The organism is Microbacterium sp. OVT16B (assembly GCF_019969705.1).
In the GTDB taxonomy this organism is placed as follows: Bacteria; Actinomycetota; Actinomycetes; order Actinomycetales; family Microbacteriaceae; genus Microbacterium; species Microbacterium natoriense.
In genome coordinates this window covers 2,614,533-2,632,740 of record NZ_JAHXZA010000001.1, presented here as the reverse complement: position 1 = coordinate 2,632,740, position 18,208 = coordinate 2,614,533, and the positions used below count along the sequence as shown (strand labels likewise).

Here is an 18,208-nt window from a genome sequence, read left to right as displayed (position 1 = left end):
GGCGGCTCAGCGATCGGCGACGGAGCGCACGGCCTCCGCGACGAGAGCCGCGAGCTGCGCTGCGGCATCATCGGGGAGAGCCTCCCGCCCGAACGTGAAGCGCACCGAGGTCTGCGCCACCTCGGGCGGGATGCCGCAGGCCAGCAGCACATGTGAGGGTTCGTCGCTTCCGGCGGCGCAGGCCGAACCGCTCGACGACACGACTCCGCGGCGCTCCAGCTCCAGCAGCACCGCCTCGCCGCTGACCCCGGCGAAGGTGAAGCTCGCGGTGCCGGGAAGCCGGTGCACCGGGTCGCCGGTCAGAGCGGCCTGCGGAACGGAGGCGAGCACTCCGGCGATGAAGCGCTGCGTGAATGCACCGACTCCGGCCGCGACATCGGAGCGCTCCGCGTCGGCGAGTTCCAGGGCGGTCGCCAGAGCTACCGCGCTCGCGACGTTCTCGGTGCCGGAGCGGCGCCCGCGCTCCTGTCCGCCGCCGTGCAGCAGCGGCTCCAGCGGGATCCGTCCGCGCACGGCCAGCGCTCCGATGCCCTTCGGTGCGCCGAGCTTGTGGCCGGCGATCGCGATGGAGCCCGTACCGAGACCGTCGAGCGGCAGCCACCCGGCGGACTGCACGGCGTCGACGTGCAGCACGGCGCCGGCCTGGTCGACCACGGCCGCGATCGCGAGGACGTCCTGCACCGTGCCGATCTCGTTGTTCGCGTGGCCGAGAGCGACCAGCGCGGTGTCGTCGCGGAGCACGGCGGCGACGGCATCCGGCGTGATCCGCCCTGCCGAGTCGACGGCAGGCGAGGTCACCTCGATGCCGTGGAAGCGGCGCAGGTAGTCGGCCGACTCGAGGATCGATTCGTGCTCGATGGGGGAGACGACCAGATGCCGCCGCGGGGAGGCGAGCACGATCCCCTTGACCGCGAGGTTGTTGGCCTCGGTGCCGCCGCTCGTGAAGACGACGTCTCCCGCGCGCATCCCGAGCACCCGCGCCACGCGTCGGCGGGCGTCGTCGAGCGCGCTCGCCGCGGCCTCGCCGACCGTGTGGTGACTCGAGGGATTGCCGAAGACCCCGGTCAGGTACGGGCGCATCGCCTCGAGCACCTCCGGTCGCACCGGCGAGGTGGCGGCGTGATCCAGGTACAGCATCAGTCGATCCTGACGTCCAGCCCGAGGTCGAGGGCACGGGCGGAGTGCGTCAGGGCGCCGACGGAGATCACGTCGACGCCGGTGGCCGCGATGGCCGCGACGGTGTCGAGGCTGACGCCGCCGGAGGCCTCGACCTGTGCGCGATCGCCGATGAGCGCGACGCCCGCCCGCAGGTCGTCCAGCGAGAAGTTGTCCAGCAGCACGGTGTGGGCGCCGCCGTCGAGCACGGCCGGGATCTGATCGAGCCGGTCGACCTCGACCACGACGTGCGTCGTGTGGGGGAGGTGCGCGAAGGCGTCGCGAAGCCTCCCGGCGAGGTCGCCGCCGGCGCGCTGCAGCACGGCGAGGTGGTTGTCTTTCGCCATCACGGCGTCCGACAGGGAGAACCGGTGGTTGCGGCCGCCGCCGGAGAACACGGCGTGCCGCTCGAACGCGCGGAGCCCCGGCGTCGTCTTGCGCGTGTCGGCGATGCGGACGCCGGTTCCCTCCACGGCGCAGACGTATGCCGCCGTGAGAGTCGCGATGCCGCTCATGCGCTGCGTGAAGTTCAGTGCGATGCGCTCGGCGGTGAGGATGCTCCGCGCGGATCCCGTGACCGAGGCGAGGACATCTCCGGGGCGGAACTCGTCGCCGTCGCCGACGTGCACGTCGACGACGAGGGACGGGTCGGTGAGGGCGAACGCGGCGGTGAAGACCTCGCCGCCGCTGAACACCCCGCTCTCGCGCGCGACGAGGTCGGCGGTCGCCGTCGCGTCGGCTGGCAGAAGGGTCGTGCTGGTGAGGTCGCCCCAGGGGGCGTCCTCGTCGAGGGCGGCGGCGACGACGCGGGTGACGGTGGCTGCGGTGAGCATCAGACTCTCTCCAGACGAGGGGCTTCGAGGTAGTGGGCGCCGACGCTCGCGGTGCGGTTCCGTGCGGCGGAGGCGGTCTCGGCGGCGAGGAGGAGGAGATTGGCGTCTTCGTGCTCGGCGACGGTGGCAGGGGCGACGGCATCCGCCTGCCAGGCCAGGATGACGTCGATGGCGCGCGCGAGCCCGTCCTCTGTGCGGAGGAGGCCCACGTCGTCCCACATGAGCCGCTGGAGCGCCGCGCGGGTGAAGCCCTCGTGACCGCCCCGCTGGCGAACCCGGTCGCTGCGGTCGCGAATCTGGTCGGCGAGGCGCGGGGAAGCCGACCGGTTTCGCGACCGGAACGGCGGGTGCGGGTCCGAGAGCGCCGCGGCTGCTCTGGCCCCGAAGACGGCGCCCTCCAGCAGCGAGTTGCTCGCGAGGCGGTTGGCGCCGTGCACGCCGGTGCGCGCGGTCTCGCCGACGGCGAAGAGTCCGGGAAGGGTCGTGCGGCCGTCGAGATCCGTGACGACGCCGCCCATCAGGTAGTGGGCGGCCGGGGTCACAGGGATCGGCTCTCCTGCCCAGTCGAATCCGCGCTCGCGGGTCACCCGGTCGATGGTGGGGAAGCGCTCCGCCAGCCGTGCCGCGCCCAGCATGGTCGCGTCCAGCCGGACCGGGGAACCCTGCGCCGCCGCCTGCCTGGCGATCGCGCGGGATACCACGTCGCGGGGGGCGAGCTCGCCGTCGGGGTGGGTGTCGAACACGAAACGGCGGCCCTCGTCGTCGATCAGGGTCGCGCCCTCGCCGCGCACGGCCTCGGAGACGAGGAACGCGGGCTCCGACACGAGGATCGTCGGGTGGAACTGCACGAACTCCAGATCGGCGACCGCGGCACCGGCGCGGAGCGCCGCGGCGATCCCGTCGCCGGTGGTTCCGAGCGGGTTCGTCGTGTGCGCGTAGAGGTGCCCGGCTCCTCCGGTCGCGAGGATGACGGCATCCGTCTCGCGCTCCACCAGACGTCCGTCGACGAGAGTGCGGATGCCGTGCACCGATCCGTCGCGCATCAGGAGGTCGACGAGGAAGGCGTGCTCCGTGACGTCGATGCTCGTGTGCCGCACCGCGGCGACCAGTGCCAGGGAGATCGCGGCGCCCGTGGCGTCGCCGCCCGCATGGACGATGCGTGCATGGCTGTGCGCGGCCTCGCGTCCGAGCAGGAGCCGCCCGTCGGGTGCCCGGTCGAACGCGACGCCGCGCGCGATCAGCTCGGCGATGCGCGCGGCCGCGTCGTCGACGAGCACGTCGACGGCGGCGGCGTCCGACAGCCCCGCGCCGGCGGCCATCGTGTCGGCGGCGTGCCGAGCGGCCGAGTCCCCTGGTCCGTAGACGCCCGCGACCCCGCCCTGCGCGAACCCGGTGCAGCCGTCGCCGAGCGCGCCCTTGGTCACGAGCGAGACCCGATGCCCGGCCTCGTGCGCGTGCAGCGCCGCGGTCAGCCCGGCGATGCCCGAGCCGACGACGATGACGTTCATCTCGCGCCCGCCGTGACCGGGGGCTTCGCCGCGAGCATCCGTTCGAGCGCCACACGGGCGGGAGCCGCCACGTCGTCAGACACCGTGATCCGGTTGGGCGTGCGTCCGGCGACGAGCTCCTCCAGCACCCAGGCCAGGTAGCCGGGGTGGATGCGGTACATCGTCGAGCACGGGCACACGACAGGGTCGAGGCAGAAGATCTCGTGCTGCGGGTACTGGGCCGCCAAGCGCCGCACCAGGTTGATCTCGGTTCCGACGGCGAAGGTCGTAGGCGTGGTCGCCGCCTCGATCGCCTTGCGGATGTAGTCGGTGGAACCGGCCTCGTCGGCGGCGTCGACGACCTCCATCGGGCACTCGGGGTGCACGATCACGCGCACACCGGGGTGCTCGGCGCGGGCCTGGTCGATCTGCGCGACGGTGAACCGGCGGTGCACGGAGCAGAACCCGTGCCACAGGATGACCTGCGCATCGGCCAGCTCGTCGGCGGTCGAGCCGCCGAGCGCCCTGCGCGGATTCCACATCGGCATCCGATCCAGCGGAACGCCCATCGCCTTGGCGGTGTTGCGGCCCAGGTGCTGATCGGGGAAGAACAGCACGCGCCTCCCGCGCTCGAACGCCCACTCCAGCACGGTCGCGGCGTTCGACGAGGTGCACACGATGCCGCCGTGACGGCCGACGAAGCCCTTGATCGCCGCAGAGGAATTCATGTACGTGACGGGGATCACCGGGACGCGCCCGTCGTCGTCGACCGCGTCCATGTCGCCGTAGATCTCGGCGAGCTGCTCCCAGCAGTCCTCGACCTGGTCGATGTCGGCCATGTCGGCCATGGAGCACCCGGCGGCGAGGTTCGGCAGGATGACGGCCTGGTCCGGTGTGGAGAGCAGGTCGGCGGTCTCGGCCATGAAGTGCACGCCGCAGAAGACGATCGCCGCGGCATCCGTCCGGCCCTTCGCGGCCGTGGCGAGCTGGAACGAGTCGCCCACGTAGTCGGCGTGTCGCACGACCTCCTCGCGCTGGTAGAAGTGGCCGAGCACGACGACCCGGTCTCCCAGCGTCTCCTTCGCGGCGCGGATGCGGGCGTCGAGCTCGTCTTCGTCCGCTTCGCGGTACTCGACCGGCAGCTCACCCTGCCGGGGTGCGCCGGTGGGGATCACGTCGCCCATCGAGGAGCCGGGGCCGTAGCCGGGACGGGTGTCGAAGTCCCAGGGGCCGGCCGCGAGATCGGTGCTGCAGGTGGCGTCTGTCGACGCCCCGCTCACGATCTCCTGGAGCTGGTGGTCGACCGACGGGTCGAGGCGGGTGACGGGGATGAAGGTGATGCTCATCGGATGCTCGTTTCCTCGGGGCCGAGCGGGCCGCGATCGGCCAGCGCGACATCGGTGTTGTAGCGGTAGAGACGTGCGGGGCGGTGACTTCCGGTGCGGAAGCGGTCGGTGGGGAGCAGGTTGCCTGAGGCCTCGACCTGGCGACGGAAGTTCGCCGGGTCGAGGGACCTGCCGAGGATCGCCTCGTACGCCTCGCGCAGATCGGCGAGGGTGAACTCGGCGGGGAGGAATCCGTGGGCGACGCGGCTGTAGCCGACCTTGTTGCGGAGTCGCCAGAGCGCGTACTCGATGATCTTCGCGTGGTCGAAAGCCAGCTCGGGCAGGGCGTCGATCTCGAACCAGCGCACGTTCTCGGGGGCGAGACCCGAGGCGCGGTGAGCGGCGATCTGGGCATCGACGTCGTCCTGTCGCAACAGCGCCCAGTAGACGAGGGAGACGACCCTGGTGGGGGAGCGGTCGACCGCTCCGAACGCGTAGAGCTGCTCGAGGTAGCTCGGAGAGAGGCCCGTCGTCTCGGCGAGTGTGCGGGCGGATGCATCGACGGGGGACTCCGCTGCCGTGAGCCATCCGCCGGGGAGCGCCCACTGGTCCGCGAAGGGCTCGCGCGTCCGCAGCACGAGCGGAAGGGCGAGCACGGCGGCGCCCGACTCCGCGCGCCGCAGCGTGAGGATGACGGTCGAGACCGCCACGCGGATGCTTTGAGTCATAGTTACCTTAACCTCCGCTGTCGATCTTAGTGTCCTTTCGACCTTTAGGGGGGAATCATGACGGATCCGAGGGTCGAGGCCGAAACGTTACCTCCGGTCGGCGTCGAGGGTTGTCACCCCGAGCAGGGTTTGTTAGGTTGCTGTCCTAACAAACCTTTCGCGGTTTGTTCAATGGACCTCACCCGGGGTTCGACTCCATCCGGAGATCCCTCCTGCAGTGCAGCACCGAGAGGAAACACCAGAATGATCCGAAATGGGAAGCGCAGACTCGCGCTCACCGCTCTCGCGGGGGCCTCGGCTCTCGCCCTCACCCTGACCGGCTGCGCCGGCGGGGGAGACACGCCCTCTGGCGATGCTCCCGCCGGCTTCGATGCCGAGGGAGCCAAAGGCCAGGACATCACGTTCTGGGTCATGGGCGGTGACACGCCGGACGAGGCGCGCGAGTACCTCGTCGACCAGTACAAGCAGGCGACCGGCGGCACGCTGAAGATCCAGCAGCAGGACTGGACCGACGCCCTCACGAAGCTGACGAACCAGCTCCCCGACGCGAAGAACACCCCCGACGTCACCGAGATCGGCAACACGTGGTCGCCGACCTTCACCACGGCCGGCGCCTTCTCCGACCTGAGCCCGATCTACGAGGACCTCGGCGGAGACAAGCTGCTCCACTCCTTCGTCGAGGTCGGCGAGGTCGACGGCAAGCAGTACGCGCTGCCCTACTACTTCGGCTCGCGCTACGTCACCTACCGCAAGGACATCTGGCAGGCCGCGGGGCTCGAGGTCCCCACCACGCTCGAGGAGTTCAACGCCGACGTCGCGAAGCTCAAGACGCCCGGACAGTCCGGGTTCTACATCGGCGGTCAGGACTGGCGCAACGGCGTGTCGTGGGTGTTCGCGAACGGCGGCGAGCTGGCGAAGAAGGACGGCGACAAGTGGGTCTCGACGCTCTCCGACGCCAAGACGATCACCGGACTGGAGCAGTTCCAGACCCTGTTCGAGGACGCCTCGAACGCGCCGGCGACCGAGGATGACTCGACCCCGTGGGTCAACATCAACAACGACAAGGACGGCGCGGCGCCCTCTGCCGCGACCATCATCGCTCCGGGATGGGCGCACTGGTCGATCGGCGACTACGTCGGCGACGACGACAAGGGCAACGAGAAGCGCGAGTGGAACGACGAGGTCTTCGGCGTCTTCCCGCTGCCCGGCACGACGGCGGGCGAGCCCGCACCCGTGTTCGCGGGCGGATCCAACATCGCCATCTCGGCGAAGAGCACGAAGCAGGCCGGCGCCAAGGAGCTGCTGCGCATCATCTTCTCCGACGACTACCAGAAGCTGCTGGCCAAGAACGGCCTCGGTCCGGCCAACACCGACTTCGTCGGCGACCTCGGCGACGACCAGTTCGCGAAGGCCCTGGTCGACTCCGCGCTGAACTCGAAGCTCACCCCGGCGGCGCCCGGCTGGGCGGCGGTCGAGGGGCAGAAGATCCTCGAGGAGTTCTTCGGCAAGATCGCCGAGGGTGGCGACGTGAAGGCCTTGGCGAAGGAGTACGACGCCAAGATCGATGCGATCATCAACGGCTGACGCCTGCGGCGGGGCTGGACTCCGGTCCAGCCCCGCCGCATTCTGATCCTCGGATTCGTGATCTCATGACCCTCACCGCACCTTCTCCGTCGACGGCATCCGTCGACGTCCCCCCGGCGCGCCGCCGGAACTGGGCCCCCTACGTCCTGATCCTCGGCGCGTCGCTCGTCCTCCTCCTCGGCATGGGCTATCCCGTCGTCTGGCAGATCATCACCTCGTTCCAGAAGTACGGGGCGCTCCAGCAGCTGGGCGGCAAGGCCCCGGACTTCGTCTGGTTCGCCAACTACATCTCCATCGCGCAGAACGCCACGTTCTGGGAGGTGACGCTGCGCTCGGTCCTCTTCTGCATCGTCACCGCGGCGATCACCGTGGTCGTGGGCGTCCTCATGGCGCTCCTCATGACGAAGGTGCCCGCCGCCGTCCGTTTCATCCTGCAGATTGCACTCCTGCTGGCCTGGGCCATGCCCGTGATCGCGGCGATGACCGTGTGGATCTGGCTGTTCGACCGGCGCCGCGGCGTCGTCAACTACCTGCTGAACCTCATCCCGGGGGTCGACGTCGGACAGTTCAACTGGATCGGCACGACTCCGGCGCTGTTCTTCACGGTCGCCGGGATCATCATCATCTGGATGTCCGTCCCGTTCGTCGCCTTCTCGGCCTACGCCGGTCTGACCCAGGTCAGCGGAGAGGTGCTCGAGGCGAGCCAGCTCGACGGCGCCGGCGCGTGGCAGCGGTTCCGCTACGTGATGTTCCCCGTGCTCAAGCCCGTCATCGCGATCGTGCTGTTGCTGAACCTGATCTGGGACCTCCGGGTGTTCGCGCAGATCACCCTCCTGCAGGACGCCGGGCCGAAGTCCACCGACTACGACCTGCTCGGCACCTACATCTACAAGACCGGCGTGGCCGGATTCGACTACGGCGCGGGGGCGGCGATGTCGATCTTCGTGCTCGCGATCACGATCGCGCTGAGCTGGTTCTACGTGCGCAGCCTCATCAAGGAGGAGACATCATGATGACAGCGGTCGCAGAGCGACGCGCCGAATCGGGCATCGCCGTCTCGCCGTCTCGGGTAGCCGTGCGCAGGCGCCGGCGGTTCCGGCCGGGCGTGTGGCTGCTCAGCATCCTCGCCCTCGTGCTCGCCGTCATGTGGGCGTTCCCGGTGTACTGGATGGTGAACTCCTCCATGCTGTCCTCGGTGACGTTGGAGGCGGCGACGCCGACCTTCTTCCCCATCGGGGGGAGTCTGAAGAACTTCGAGCGGGTGCTCACCCCCTCCTTCTTCGCCGCCCTCGGAGTGAGCGTCGGTGTGACGCTGCTCTCGGTCGCGGTCTGTCTCGTGTTCGCGTTCCTCGCGTCCATCGCGATCAGCCGGTTCCGGTTCCGGGGCAGGGTGAGCTTCATCATCACGATCCTGCTCATCCAGATGCTCCCCGCCGAGGGGCTGTTCATCGCGCAGTACAAGATGATGTCCGCGATGGGACTGCTGAGCAACGTCTTCGGGCTCAGCATCCTGTACGTCGCGGCCGTCGTGCCGTTCACGATCTGGATGCTGAGAGGGTTCGTCGTCGGCGTGCCGGCAGAGCTCGAGGAGGCGGCCATGATCGACGGGCTGAGCCGCACCCAGGCGTTCATGCGGATCACGCTTCCGCTGCTGGCGCCGGGGCTGGTCGCGTCCGGGGTCTTCGCCTTCCTGCAGTGCTGGAACGAGTTCACGGTGGCGCTCGTGATCATGGAGAACAACCGCACGCTCCCGCTGTGGCTGCGGGGCTTCGTGCAGCAGAGCGCGACGCAGGCGATCGACTGGGGCCAGGTGATGGCGGCGTCGGCGATCGTGGCGATCCCGGTGATCATCTTCTTCGTGATCGTGCAGGGGCGGATGACGAGCGGTCTCGTCGCCGGAGCCGTCAAGGGCTGAGCTCGGAGCGGTGGCGGTGGTCGGATCCGACTGCCGCCACCGTGCGGCATGCCGTGACCTCCTGTTCACCGGGGAGTCGGGGGATTCTCGTCCTGACGGCGACGAGTATGCCGATGTATTCAGCGTTCGTTCAAGCTGTATATACAAGTCGTTGCCCTGATACCGGCACCGTCGATCGTGTCCCGCCCCCGAGGGGCGACCCCGATCGAACGGAGCGCCATGCCCACCCGCCGTCTTGCCGTCCTCGCCCTGGGGGGAGCGGTGCTCTTCGCGGGCCTCCCCGCTCTCACCGGGGCGGCGTCCGCGTCTGCCGTATCCGTCGCCGCCGTCGGCGCGCCGAACGCCGATCTGCCGGCCGGCCGCCACATCGGCACACAACTCGTGACGCTCACGGCGGAGCCCGGTGCGACGATCCGCTACACGCTCGACGGCACGGAGCCGACGGCATCCAGCGCACTGTATGTCGGACCGGTCGAGGTGTCCGCATCCGCGACCCTCACGGCGGTCGCCTTCGCGGGCGCCGCGCAGAGCGCTCCGCTCAGCCGCGGATACGTCATCAAGACAGCGGAGGAGCCGCTCGCCCAGTTCGCCGTGATGAGCGACATCCACCTCTCCTCCGACGCGCCCGACCTCGTCGCCAAATGGCAGACGTACTTCGACGCGCTGCAGCGCATCGCTCCGCACCCCGATGCGATCATCTCCAACGGCGACCAGATCAACGACAACAACCACGACACGGCCGCCGATCACCGCTTCCCCCGCGCGATGCTCGAGCAGAACCTCGCGCGCACCGGGATGAGCGACACCCGCGTGCTGATGAGCTTCGGCAATCACGACGACCTCGTCGACCGCATGGCGGGGCAGTACCCGCGCGACTGGTTCCCGCACACGGGAGCCGGCTACTACGAGACGGAGCTCGGCGGCTTCCCCGCGTTCGTCGTGAACACGGAGGCGTGGAATGCGACCCAGGCGTCGTGGCTCTACGGGCGTCTGAGCGCGATCAGCGCCGACCCCGCGACCCAGGGCTCGCCGGTGTTCGTCTTCGGCCATCGTCCGCTCCCCGGAACCGTGTGGGACGGCGCGCAGTCGTCCAACCCCGGGCTGAAGTCCAACCTGTCCGACTTCCCCCAGGTGGTGTTCTTCTCCGGGCACTCGCACCTGAACATCACCGATGAGCGCTCGATCCACCAGGACGCTTTCACATCGGTGAACGACGGCTCGATGTCGTACGAGGAGACCGACACCATGTACCAGTCCTTCGGTGCGGGGCTCGCCAAGGAGTACACGATCCCCTCGGCGCAGTCCGTGCTCGTCGAGGTCTACGCGGATCGCGTCGAGATCGACCGCATCAACTACGCGGCCGACGAGGGGCGCACCTACGACGATCAGGGCAGATGGGGCTTCCAGAAGAACCCGCCCTTCGCCTCGACCGGCACCATCGCGGGGCCCACCTGGGTGATCGGGCGCGGCGCCACCCCCGCGGCCGTCAAGGAGCGCTTCATCTACACCGCGGCGAATCGCAACACGATCGCACCCGCGTGGGGAGAAGCTGCGCAGCCGACCGTCCGCACGACGGCGACAGGCCTGGTGCTGAACCTGCCCCAGGCCGCCGACGACCAGTACGTCAAGAGCTACGCCGTGACGCTGAAGAACCTGGCGACCGGAAGCACGGCCGAGTTCCTCTCCGCCGGAGACCGGATCAACGCCCAGTACACCCAGTCCCCGCGGCCCGCGGTGCTGCGGATCCCGCTCGCTCTGCGCGCCGGCGGCAAGGTCGGCGGTGCGATCGACCGCACTCTGACCCTGGGTGCCGAGTACGAGGCGACGGTCGTCGCCTACGACTCCTACGCGAACGCGAGCGCCCCGCGGGTCTTCCGCTTCACGGCCGGCGTACTCGATCGTACGGGCTTCGACGCGGCCGTCGCGGCAGCGGAACCGCTCGTCTCCCGCGTCGAGCGGGTGCTCGGAGACGTCACGCCTCCGGAGCGGGACGACTTCGGGTTCGCGGTATCGGATGCCGCGACCGCTCGCGACCTGATCGTCGCGCTGCGGGTGCAGTTCGGCATCCTCGCTCCGGTTGACGCCCGAGCGGCCACCACCCAGGACGAGGTGGATGCCGCCACTGCGGAGATCGACCGACTCGACGGCCTGCTGCAGGCTCAGCTGGTGGCCGTCGATCGGTCCGTGCTCGCGGCGACGATCGAGTCGACGAGGAAGGGCGTCGCCTCGGCCGTGGGCGACGACCGTGCCGCGGCTCGGCGTCTGCGGACGGCGGACGAGGCGGCGCGGGCGCTGTCGACGCGGCTGAACGTGCCCCAGCCGTCGATCGATGCCGCAGCGGCCGAGCTCGCCGCGGCGGCGGCAGCGTACGCCTCGGTCAGCCCCGGCGGGGGAACCGTCGTCGTCCCCGGGGCGGACACCGCAGGGGACGGCCTCGCGGCGACCGGCGCGACCGTGCCCGTCATCGCGATGTCGGCCGGAGCCGCCCTGCTCGCGCTCGGCGGGGTGCTCCTCGCGCGTCGTCGGCGCAGCCTGAGCTGACGGCATCCGCTCCCGTCGCACTCTTCCTCGCCCGGACCACTCCGCGCGACGCAAAGTGCGACGGGAGCGGACCGCTCGGAGCCGCTAGACTGAACCCACAACCGAACACAGGCCGTATGACCCACGCGGGAGAGCCCCGGCGAACGCAGCCGGGCACCGAAGGAGCAAGCCTCCCCGCCAATCTCTCAGGTACGCGTACCGCGCGAGTCCGGCCACTCTGAAAAGCGATCTCGCGATCCGCCGACGGTGAAAGCCCCCACGGGTGAAGCTCTCAGGCCCATGACAGAGGGGGAGTTCCAAGGAACGGCGATGCCGCCGTTCCGCCCGTTCCAGCCCGGGAGAACTCCATGTCCGACCCCCGCTACACACCGCTCCGCGAGCGCCACGAGGCGCTCGGGGCATCGTTCACCGACTTCGGCGGCTGGCAGATGCCGGTGCGCTACACGTCCGATCTGGCCGAGCACCACGCCGTTCGCGAGGCCGCCGGGATCTTCGACATCTCGCACATGGCCGAGTTCACGATCGTCGGCGCCGGTGCGGCCGAGTACCTCGACTACGCGCTGGCCGGACGTCTCTCGGCGCTCGCGATCGGCAAGGCGAAGTACTCGCTGCTGCTCGCCGAGACCGGCGGCATCATCGACGACGTCATCGTCTACCGGCTGGGCGAGGACGACTTCCTCATCATCTCCAACGCCGGCAACCGCGAGGCCGTGCGTGCGGCGCTGCGGGAGCGGGTCGCCGGACACGAGGTCGTCGTCGAGGACGTCTCCGACGCCTATGCGCTCATCGCCGTGCAGGGACCTGCCGCCGAGGCCATCCTCGCCGCGACCGAGGGCATCGACGACGTCTCCGTGCCCTGGGCGGAGCAGAAGTACTACGCCTGGGCGAGCGCCACCTTCAACGGCGCGGCCATCCTCCTCGCTCGCACCGGCTACACCGGTGAGGACGGCTTCGAACTTCTCGTCGCAGGCCCCGACGCCACTGCTCTGTGGGACGCGGTGCTCGCCGCCGGCGCCCCGCACGGGCTCGTCCCCGCAGGCCTCGCGGCCCGCGACACGCTGCGTCTCGAGGCGGGCATGCCGCTCTACGGGCATGAGCTCACCCTCGACACCAAGCCGGCCCAGGCGGGTCTCGGCCGCGTGGTCGTCACCGCCAAGGAGCGCTTCGTCGGCAAGGACGGCGTGGATGCCGCAGCAGGCGCCCCCGTGCTCGTCGGCCTGACCGCCGAGGGCAAGCGCGCGGGCCGTGCCGGATACGCCGTCGTCGCCGAGGACGGATCGCCGATCGGCGAGATCACCAGCGGCGCCCTCAGCCCGACGCTCGGCCACCCGATCGCGATGGCTTTCGTCGCTCCTTCTTCCGCGGAAGAGGGAACAGCAGTATTCCTGGATGTGCGGGGGACCAGGATCCCCGCGACCGTGACCGCCCTGCCTTTCTACCGGAGGACCAAATGACCGATCTCACCGCACTCAAGTACAGCGAAGAGCACGAGTGGGTCGCCCTCGACGGCTCCGTGGCGACCGTCGGCATCACCGACTTCGCCGCTGACGCCCTCGGCGACATCGTGTTCGTGGAGCTCCCGGCCGTCGGCACGACGTTCGCCCGCGGCGCCGTGTTCGGCGAAGCGGAGTCGACGAAGTCCGTCTCCGAGCTCTACGCACCCGTCGCGGGCACGATCACGGAGATCAACCAGGCCGTCGTCGACGACCCGGCCCTGCTGAACTCCTCGCCCTTCGAGGACGCATGGCTCGTCAAGGTCGAGGTCGCCGACGGGGCGCTCGACGGACTGCTCGACCGCGACGCCTACGTCGCGCACACGGAGGGCTGATCGACCAGTGGTCTCCTTCGCCGATCGTCACATCGGAACCCCGGCATCCGCTCAGCGCATCATGCTCGATGCGCTGGGCGTCGAGTCCGCGCTCGATGACGGGAGCCCCGTCGAGGCGCTGATGCGCCAGGCCGTCCCCGCATCGATCTTCACTCCGGCGCGCGGCGAGAGCGTGATCCCGCGCGCCGCGAGCGAGACCGAGGCTCTCGCCGAACTGCGCGCTCTCGCATCGCGCAACACGGTGAACCGGCCGATGATCGGCCTCGGGTACTACGGCACGATCACGCCCAGCGTGATCCAGCGCAACGTGCTCGAGAACCCCTCGTGGTACACGGCGTACACGCCGTACCAGCCCGAGATCTCCCAGGGGCGTCTCGAGGCGCTCATCAACTTCCAGACGATGGTCTCCGAGCTCACCGGCCTCACCACCGCCAACGCGTCGATGCTCGACGAGTCGACGGCCGTGGTCGAGGGCATGCTCCTCGCCCGTCGCGCCTCGAAGTCGGGCTCGAACGTCTTCGTCGTCGACGCCGACGCCTTCCCGCAGACCAAGGCGCTGCTGAAGACGAGGGCGGATGCTGTCGGCATCGAGCTCGTGACCGTCGACCTCGCCGCGGGGGAGGAGCTGCCGGCCGAGCTGTTCGGCGTGTTCGTGCAGTACCCCGCCGCCTCCGGTCGCGTGTGGGATCCGAGCGCCGTGATCGACGCCGCGCACCTCGCCGGCGGTCTGGCCGTCGTCGCCGCCGACCTGCTCGCCCTCACGCTCATCTCCTCGCCGGGCTCGCTCGGCGCCGATGTCGCGGTCGGCACGACGCAGCGCTTCGGTGTGCCGATGGGCTTCGGCGGACCGCATGCCGGCTACATGGCGGTGCGCTCGGGACTCGAGCGTCAGCTGCCGGGTCGCCTCGTCGGCGTGTCCGTGGATGCCGACGGCAAGCCGGCCTACCGCCTGTCGCTGCAGACCCGTGAGCAGCACATCCGCCGCGAGAAGGCCACGAGCAACATCTGCACGGCGCAGGTGCTCCTCGCCGTGATGGCCTCGATGTACGCCGTCTACCACGGCCCCGACGGGCTGCGCGCGATCGCCGCCGACGTCGCCCGCAAGGCGGACGCGCTCGCGACGTGGCTGATCGAGCTCGGTCTCGACCTCGAACACGAGGCGTTCTTCGACACGCTCAGGGTCCGCGTCCCCGGGCGCGCCTCGGAGATCGCGGCGCTCGCGCACGAGTCGGGCTACCTCGTGCACGAGGTCGACGGCGACACCGTCGGCGTCTCGGTCGACGAGACGACGACGTTCACCGATCTCGATCGTGTCGCGGGATTCTTCGCGGCGGGAAGCGGCCGGTCCTTCGGCTACATCGCCGCGTCCGATCACGGACGCCTCCCCGAGGGTCAGCTCCGCCAGGACGAGTACCTCACGCACCCGGTGTTCCACGCGCACCGCAGCGAGACGGCCATGATGCGGTACCTCAAGAGCCTCGCCGACCGCGACTACGCGCTCGACCGCGGCATGATCCCGCTCGGTTCGTGCACGATGAAGCTCAACGCGGCCACGGAGATGGCCGCCATCACGTGGCCCGAGTTCGCCGGCATCCACCCCTTCGCGCCGCTGTCCGACGTCGGGGGCTACCTCGACCTCATCACGCAGCTCGAGGGCTGGCTGGCCGAGGTCACCGGCTACGACGCGGTGTCGCTGCAGCCCAACGCGGGGTCTCAGGGCGAGCTCGCCGGACTCCTCGCGATCCGCGGCTACCACCTCGCCAACGGCGATGACCAGCGCACCGTGTGCCTCATCCCGTCGTCCGCGCACGGCACGAACGCGGCATCCGCCGTGCTCGCCGGCATGAAGGTCGTCGTCGTCGCATGCGATGAGCTGGGCAACGTCGACCTCGCCGACCTGCGCGCAAAGATCGCCGCGCACGCCGCGGAGCTCTCGGCGCTGATGATCACGTATCCGTCGACGCACGGCGTGTACGAGCACGACGTGGTGGAGATCACCTCGGCTGTGCACGAGGCCGGCGGCCAGGTGTACGTCGACGGCGCCAACCTGAACGCTCTGCTCGGCTACGCGCGGTTCGGCGATCTCGGCGGAGACGTCTCGCACCTCAACCTGCACAAGACGTTCGCGATCCCGCACGGCGGCGGCGGCCCCGGCGTCGGACCCGTCGCGGCCAAGGCGCACCTCGCTCCGTTCCTGCCGTCGCACCCGCTCGCGCAGCGCGCTGAGCACGCGGGCGGCTTCGTGTTCGAGGGCGGTCCGGTGTCGGGCGCTCCATACGGATCGGCCGGTGTCCTGCCGATCTCCTGGGCGTACGTGCGCATGATGGGCTCCGCCGGTCTCCGCGATGCGACCGCCGCGGCCGTGCTGTCGGCGAACTACATCGCCGCGCGCCTCGGCGAGCACTATCCGGTGCTCTACACGGGGGAGAGCGGCCGGGTCGCACACGAGTGCATCCTCGACCTGCGCCCCCTCAAGGAGGCCACGGGCATCAGCGTCGACGACGTCGCCAAGCGGCTCATCGACTACGGCTTCCACGCGCCGACCATGTCGTTCCCCGTCGCGGGCACCCTCATGGTCGAGCCGACGGAGTCGGAGGACCTGGGCGAGATCGAGCGCTTCATCGAGGCGATGATCATGATCAAGGCCGAGGCGGATGCCGTGGCCGCCGGGCGCTGGCCCGCCGACGACAACCCGCTCGTGCACGCGCCGCACACCGCGGTGTCGCTGATCTCGGGGGAGTGGACCCACGCGTACACCCGTGAGGAGGCCGCGTACCCGGTTCACGCGCTCGTCGCGGGCAAGTACTGGCCGCCGGTGCGCCGCATCGACCAGGCGTACGGCGACCGCAACCTCGTGTGCGCCTGCCCGCCGGTGGAGGCCTTCGCCTGACCCGCATCGTCTGACGCCGAACGGCGCCGTGCCTGACCCGCGAGGGGAGCACGGCGCCGTTCTGCTGTGTCCCGCGGTGTCGTCATGTGACGGGGATGTATCCAGATGATCGCAAGTCAGTAACGGTTCATTCACTTGGTGCGACCGGATGCCGCGCCCCGGGTTACGCTCAGATATCCCTGCGCACTCGATGACGCGTGCGCAGCCTGATGAATCGTCCACAGGAGGACATAAAGTGAAGCGCAACAAGATCGCCCTTGCGGGCATCGCGCTGTTCGCGACTAGCGCTCTGGCGCTCGCGGGCTGCGCGTCTGGCGGATCGGACAAGACCGACAAGGGCGACTCGTCCGGCTCGTCGACGGCCATCATCACGGCGAACGGCTCGGAGCCGGAGAACCCGCTCATCCCGACCAACACCAACGAGGTCGGCGGCGGCAAGATCCTCGACGCGATCTTCGCGGGCCTGGCGTACTACGACGGCAAGGGCGCGCTGGTCAACGACATGGCCGACGACATCAAGGTCGACAGCCCCGAGCAGCTCACCGTGACCCTCAAGAAGGGCCAGAAGTTCACGGACGGCACCGAGGTCAAGGCCGACAACTTTATCAAGGCGTGGAACTACGGCGCCCTGTTCTCGAACAAGCAGCTCAACCAGTCCTGGTTCAGCGACATCGTCGGCTTCAGCGACGCTGAGGACTCCGAGCTCACCGGCCTCAAGAAGGTCGACGACTACACGTTCACGATCGAGCTCACGAGCCCGGTCGCTGCGGACTTCGCGACGCGCCTCGGCTACTCGGCGTACTACCCGCTTCCCGACGTCGCCTTCGACGACATGGAGAAGTTCGGCGAGAACCCGATCGGCAACGGCCCGTACAAGCTCGACGGCGAGGGCGCGTGGCAGCACGACGTCAGCATCGCGCTCGTCAAGAACGACGACTACAAGGGCGGCCGCACGGTCGAGAACGGCGGGCTCACGCTCACGTTCTACTCCTCCCTCGACGCGGCGTACGCCGACCTCCTCTCGGGCGAGCTCGACGTGATCGACGCCATCCCGGACACCGCCATCGCCACGTTCCAGGACGAGCTGGGCGAGCGTGCCGTCAACCAGCCGGCCGCGATCTTCCAGTCGTTCACCATCGGCGAGCAGATCGCGCACTTCTCGGGCGAAGAGGGACAGCTGCGTCGCGCCGCCATCTCGATGTCGATCAACCGTGAAGAGATCACCGACAAGATCTTCAACGACACCCGCACGCCCGCCAGCGACTTCACCTCGCCGGTGCTCGACGGCTGGAGCGACTCCCTCAAGGGCGCCGACGTGCTGAAGTACAACCCTGACGAGGCGAAGAAGCTGTGGGCCGAGGCCGACAAGATCTCGCCGTGGTCGGGCACCTTCCAGATCGCGTACAACTCGGACAGCTCGCACCAGGCATGGGTCGACGCCGTCTCGAACTCGATCAAGAACACGCTCGGCATCGAGGCCTCCGGTGCTCCGTTCGTCGACTTCGCGACCCTGCGCGCCACGGTCAACGAGCGCGGCGCCGATGGCAAGCGCACGATCCAGACGGCCAACCGCTCCGGATGGCAGGCCGACTACCCGGGTCTGTACAACTTCCTGTTCCCGCTGTACTCGACCGGCGCTTCCTCGAACGACGGCGACTACGCGAACCCCGACTTCGACGCGCTGCTCAAGAAGGGCGCTTCGTCGAGCGACTCCGCTGACGCGATCAAGGACTACCAGGAGGCTCAGGAGATCCTCCTGAAGGACCTGCCCGCGATCCCGCTGTGGTACTCGAACGTCTCCGGCGGTTACGGCGAGTCGGTGAAGAACGTCACCTTCGGCTGGAACTCGGTGCCGCTCTACTACGAGATCACCAAGACGAAGTAATCCCATGGGAGAATAGGCCGCGAGGCGGCGACGGTCA

At 69.5% G+C, this 18,208-nt stretch carries 13 protein-coding genes and 1 riboswitch; of the genes, 8 read left to right on the top strand and 5 right to left on the bottom strand.

Annotated elements, in window-relative coordinates:
- Nucleotides 1-6 precede the first annotated feature (6 nt).
- Genes LC438_RS12515 through LC438_RS12495 form a run of 5 tightly spaced genes read right to left on the bottom strand, consistent with a single transcriptional unit; the run spans nt 7 to nt 5,528 of the window.
- Nucleotides 7-1,137: a cysteine desulfurase family protein gene (locus LC438_RS12515; RefSeq protein WP_223586750.1), complete on the bottom strand. Its 1,131-nt coding sequence runs from the start codon at nt 1,135-1,137 to the stop codon at nt 7-9.
- Nucleotides 1,137-1,988: a carboxylating nicotinate-nucleotide diphosphorylase gene (gene nadC / locus LC438_RS12510; RefSeq protein WP_223586749.1), complete on the bottom strand. Its 852-nt coding sequence runs from the start codon at nt 1,986-1,988 to the stop codon at nt 1,137-1,139. The genes LC438_RS12515 and nadC overlap by 1 nt, the downstream gene beginning before the upstream one ends.
- Nucleotides 1,988-3,496 carry an L-aspartate oxidase gene (nadB, locus tag LC438_RS12505; RefSeq protein WP_223586748.1) on the bottom strand — a complete coding sequence of 503 codons (1,509 nt, stop codon included), beginning with the start codon at nt 3,494-3,496 and terminating at the stop codon, nt 1,988-1,990. The genes nadC and nadB overlap by 1 nt, the downstream gene beginning before the upstream one ends.
- Nucleotides 3,493-4,821, bottom strand: coding sequence for a quinolinate synthase NadA (nadA, locus tag LC438_RS12500; protein WP_223586747.1), 1,329 nt, complete (start codon nt 4,819-4,821; stop codon nt 3,493-3,495). Before nadA ends, nadB begins: the two co-directional genes overlap by 4 nt.
- Nucleotides 4,818-5,528, bottom strand: a complete 711-nt coding sequence (locus LC438_RS12495) for an NUDIX domain-containing protein (RefSeq protein WP_105672553.1) — start codon at nt 5,526-5,528, stop codon at nt 4,818-4,820. Before LC438_RS12495 ends, nadA begins: the two co-directional genes overlap by 4 nt.
- Before the next feature lie 243 nt (nt 5,529-5,771).
- Between LC438_RS12495 and LC438_RS12490 the strand changes: the two genes are divergently transcribed.
- The 8 genes from LC438_RS12490 to LC438_RS12455 all read left to right on the top strand — a co-directional run bounded on the left by LC438_RS12490 (nt 5,772) and on the right by LC438_RS12455 (nt 18,171).
- A complete protein-coding gene (locus LC438_RS12490; protein ID WP_223586746.1) occupies nt 5,772-7,112 on the top strand; it encodes an extracellular solute-binding protein in 1,341 nt (446 codons plus the stop codon).
- A 65-nt stretch (nt 7,113-7,177) separates the two neighbouring features.
- Nucleotides 7,178-8,125, top strand: coding sequence for a carbohydrate ABC transporter permease (locus tag LC438_RS12485; protein WP_223586745.1), 948 nt, complete (start codon nt 7,178-7,180; stop codon nt 8,123-8,125).
- On the top strand, nt 8,125-9,027 hold the full coding sequence (locus LC438_RS12480) for a carbohydrate ABC transporter permease (RefSeq protein WP_374197889.1): 903 nt from the start codon (nt 8,125-8,127) through the stop codon (nt 9,025-9,027). Before LC438_RS12485 ends, LC438_RS12480 begins: the two co-directional genes overlap by 1 nt.
- Before the next feature lie 219 nt (nt 9,028-9,246).
- The gene (locus tag LC438_RS12475; protein ID WP_223586744.1) at nt 9,247-11,568 is read left to right on the top strand and encodes a chitobiase/beta-hexosaminidase C-terminal domain-containing protein; all 2,322 of its coding nucleotides are present in this window, start codon (nt 9,247-9,249) and stop codon (nt 11,566-11,568) included.
- Between the two features lie 116 nt (nt 11,569-11,684).
- Nucleotides 11,685-11,779, top strand: a riboswitch (glycine riboswitch).
- 136 nt (nt 11,780-11,915) lie between these two features.
- Nucleotides 11,916-13,022, top strand: coding sequence for a glycine cleavage system aminomethyltransferase GcvT (gene gcvT, locus LC438_RS12470; protein WP_105672548.1), 1,107 nt, complete (start codon nt 11,916-11,918; stop codon nt 13,020-13,022).
- The gene (gcvH, locus tag LC438_RS12465) at nt 13,019-13,396 is read left to right on the top strand and encodes a glycine cleavage system protein GcvH (RefSeq protein ID WP_105672547.1); all 378 of its coding nucleotides are present in this window, start codon (nt 13,019-13,021) and stop codon (nt 13,394-13,396) included. Before gcvT ends, gcvH begins: the two co-directional genes overlap by 4 nt.
- Nucleotides 13,397-13,457: 61 nt before the next feature.
- Nucleotides 13,458-16,286, top strand: a complete 2,829-nt coding sequence (gene gcvP / locus LC438_RS12460) for an aminomethyl-transferring glycine dehydrogenase (RefSeq protein WP_374197888.1) — start codon at nt 13,458-13,460, stop codon at nt 16,284-16,286.
- A 235-nt stretch (nt 16,287-16,521) separates the two neighbouring features.
- Complete coding sequence (locus tag LC438_RS12455; protein ID WP_223586742.1) at nt 16,522-18,171, top strand: ABC transporter substrate-binding protein; 1,650 nt, start codon at nt 16,522-16,524, stop codon at nt 18,169-18,171.
- Nucleotides 18,172-18,208 lie beyond the last annotated feature (37 nt).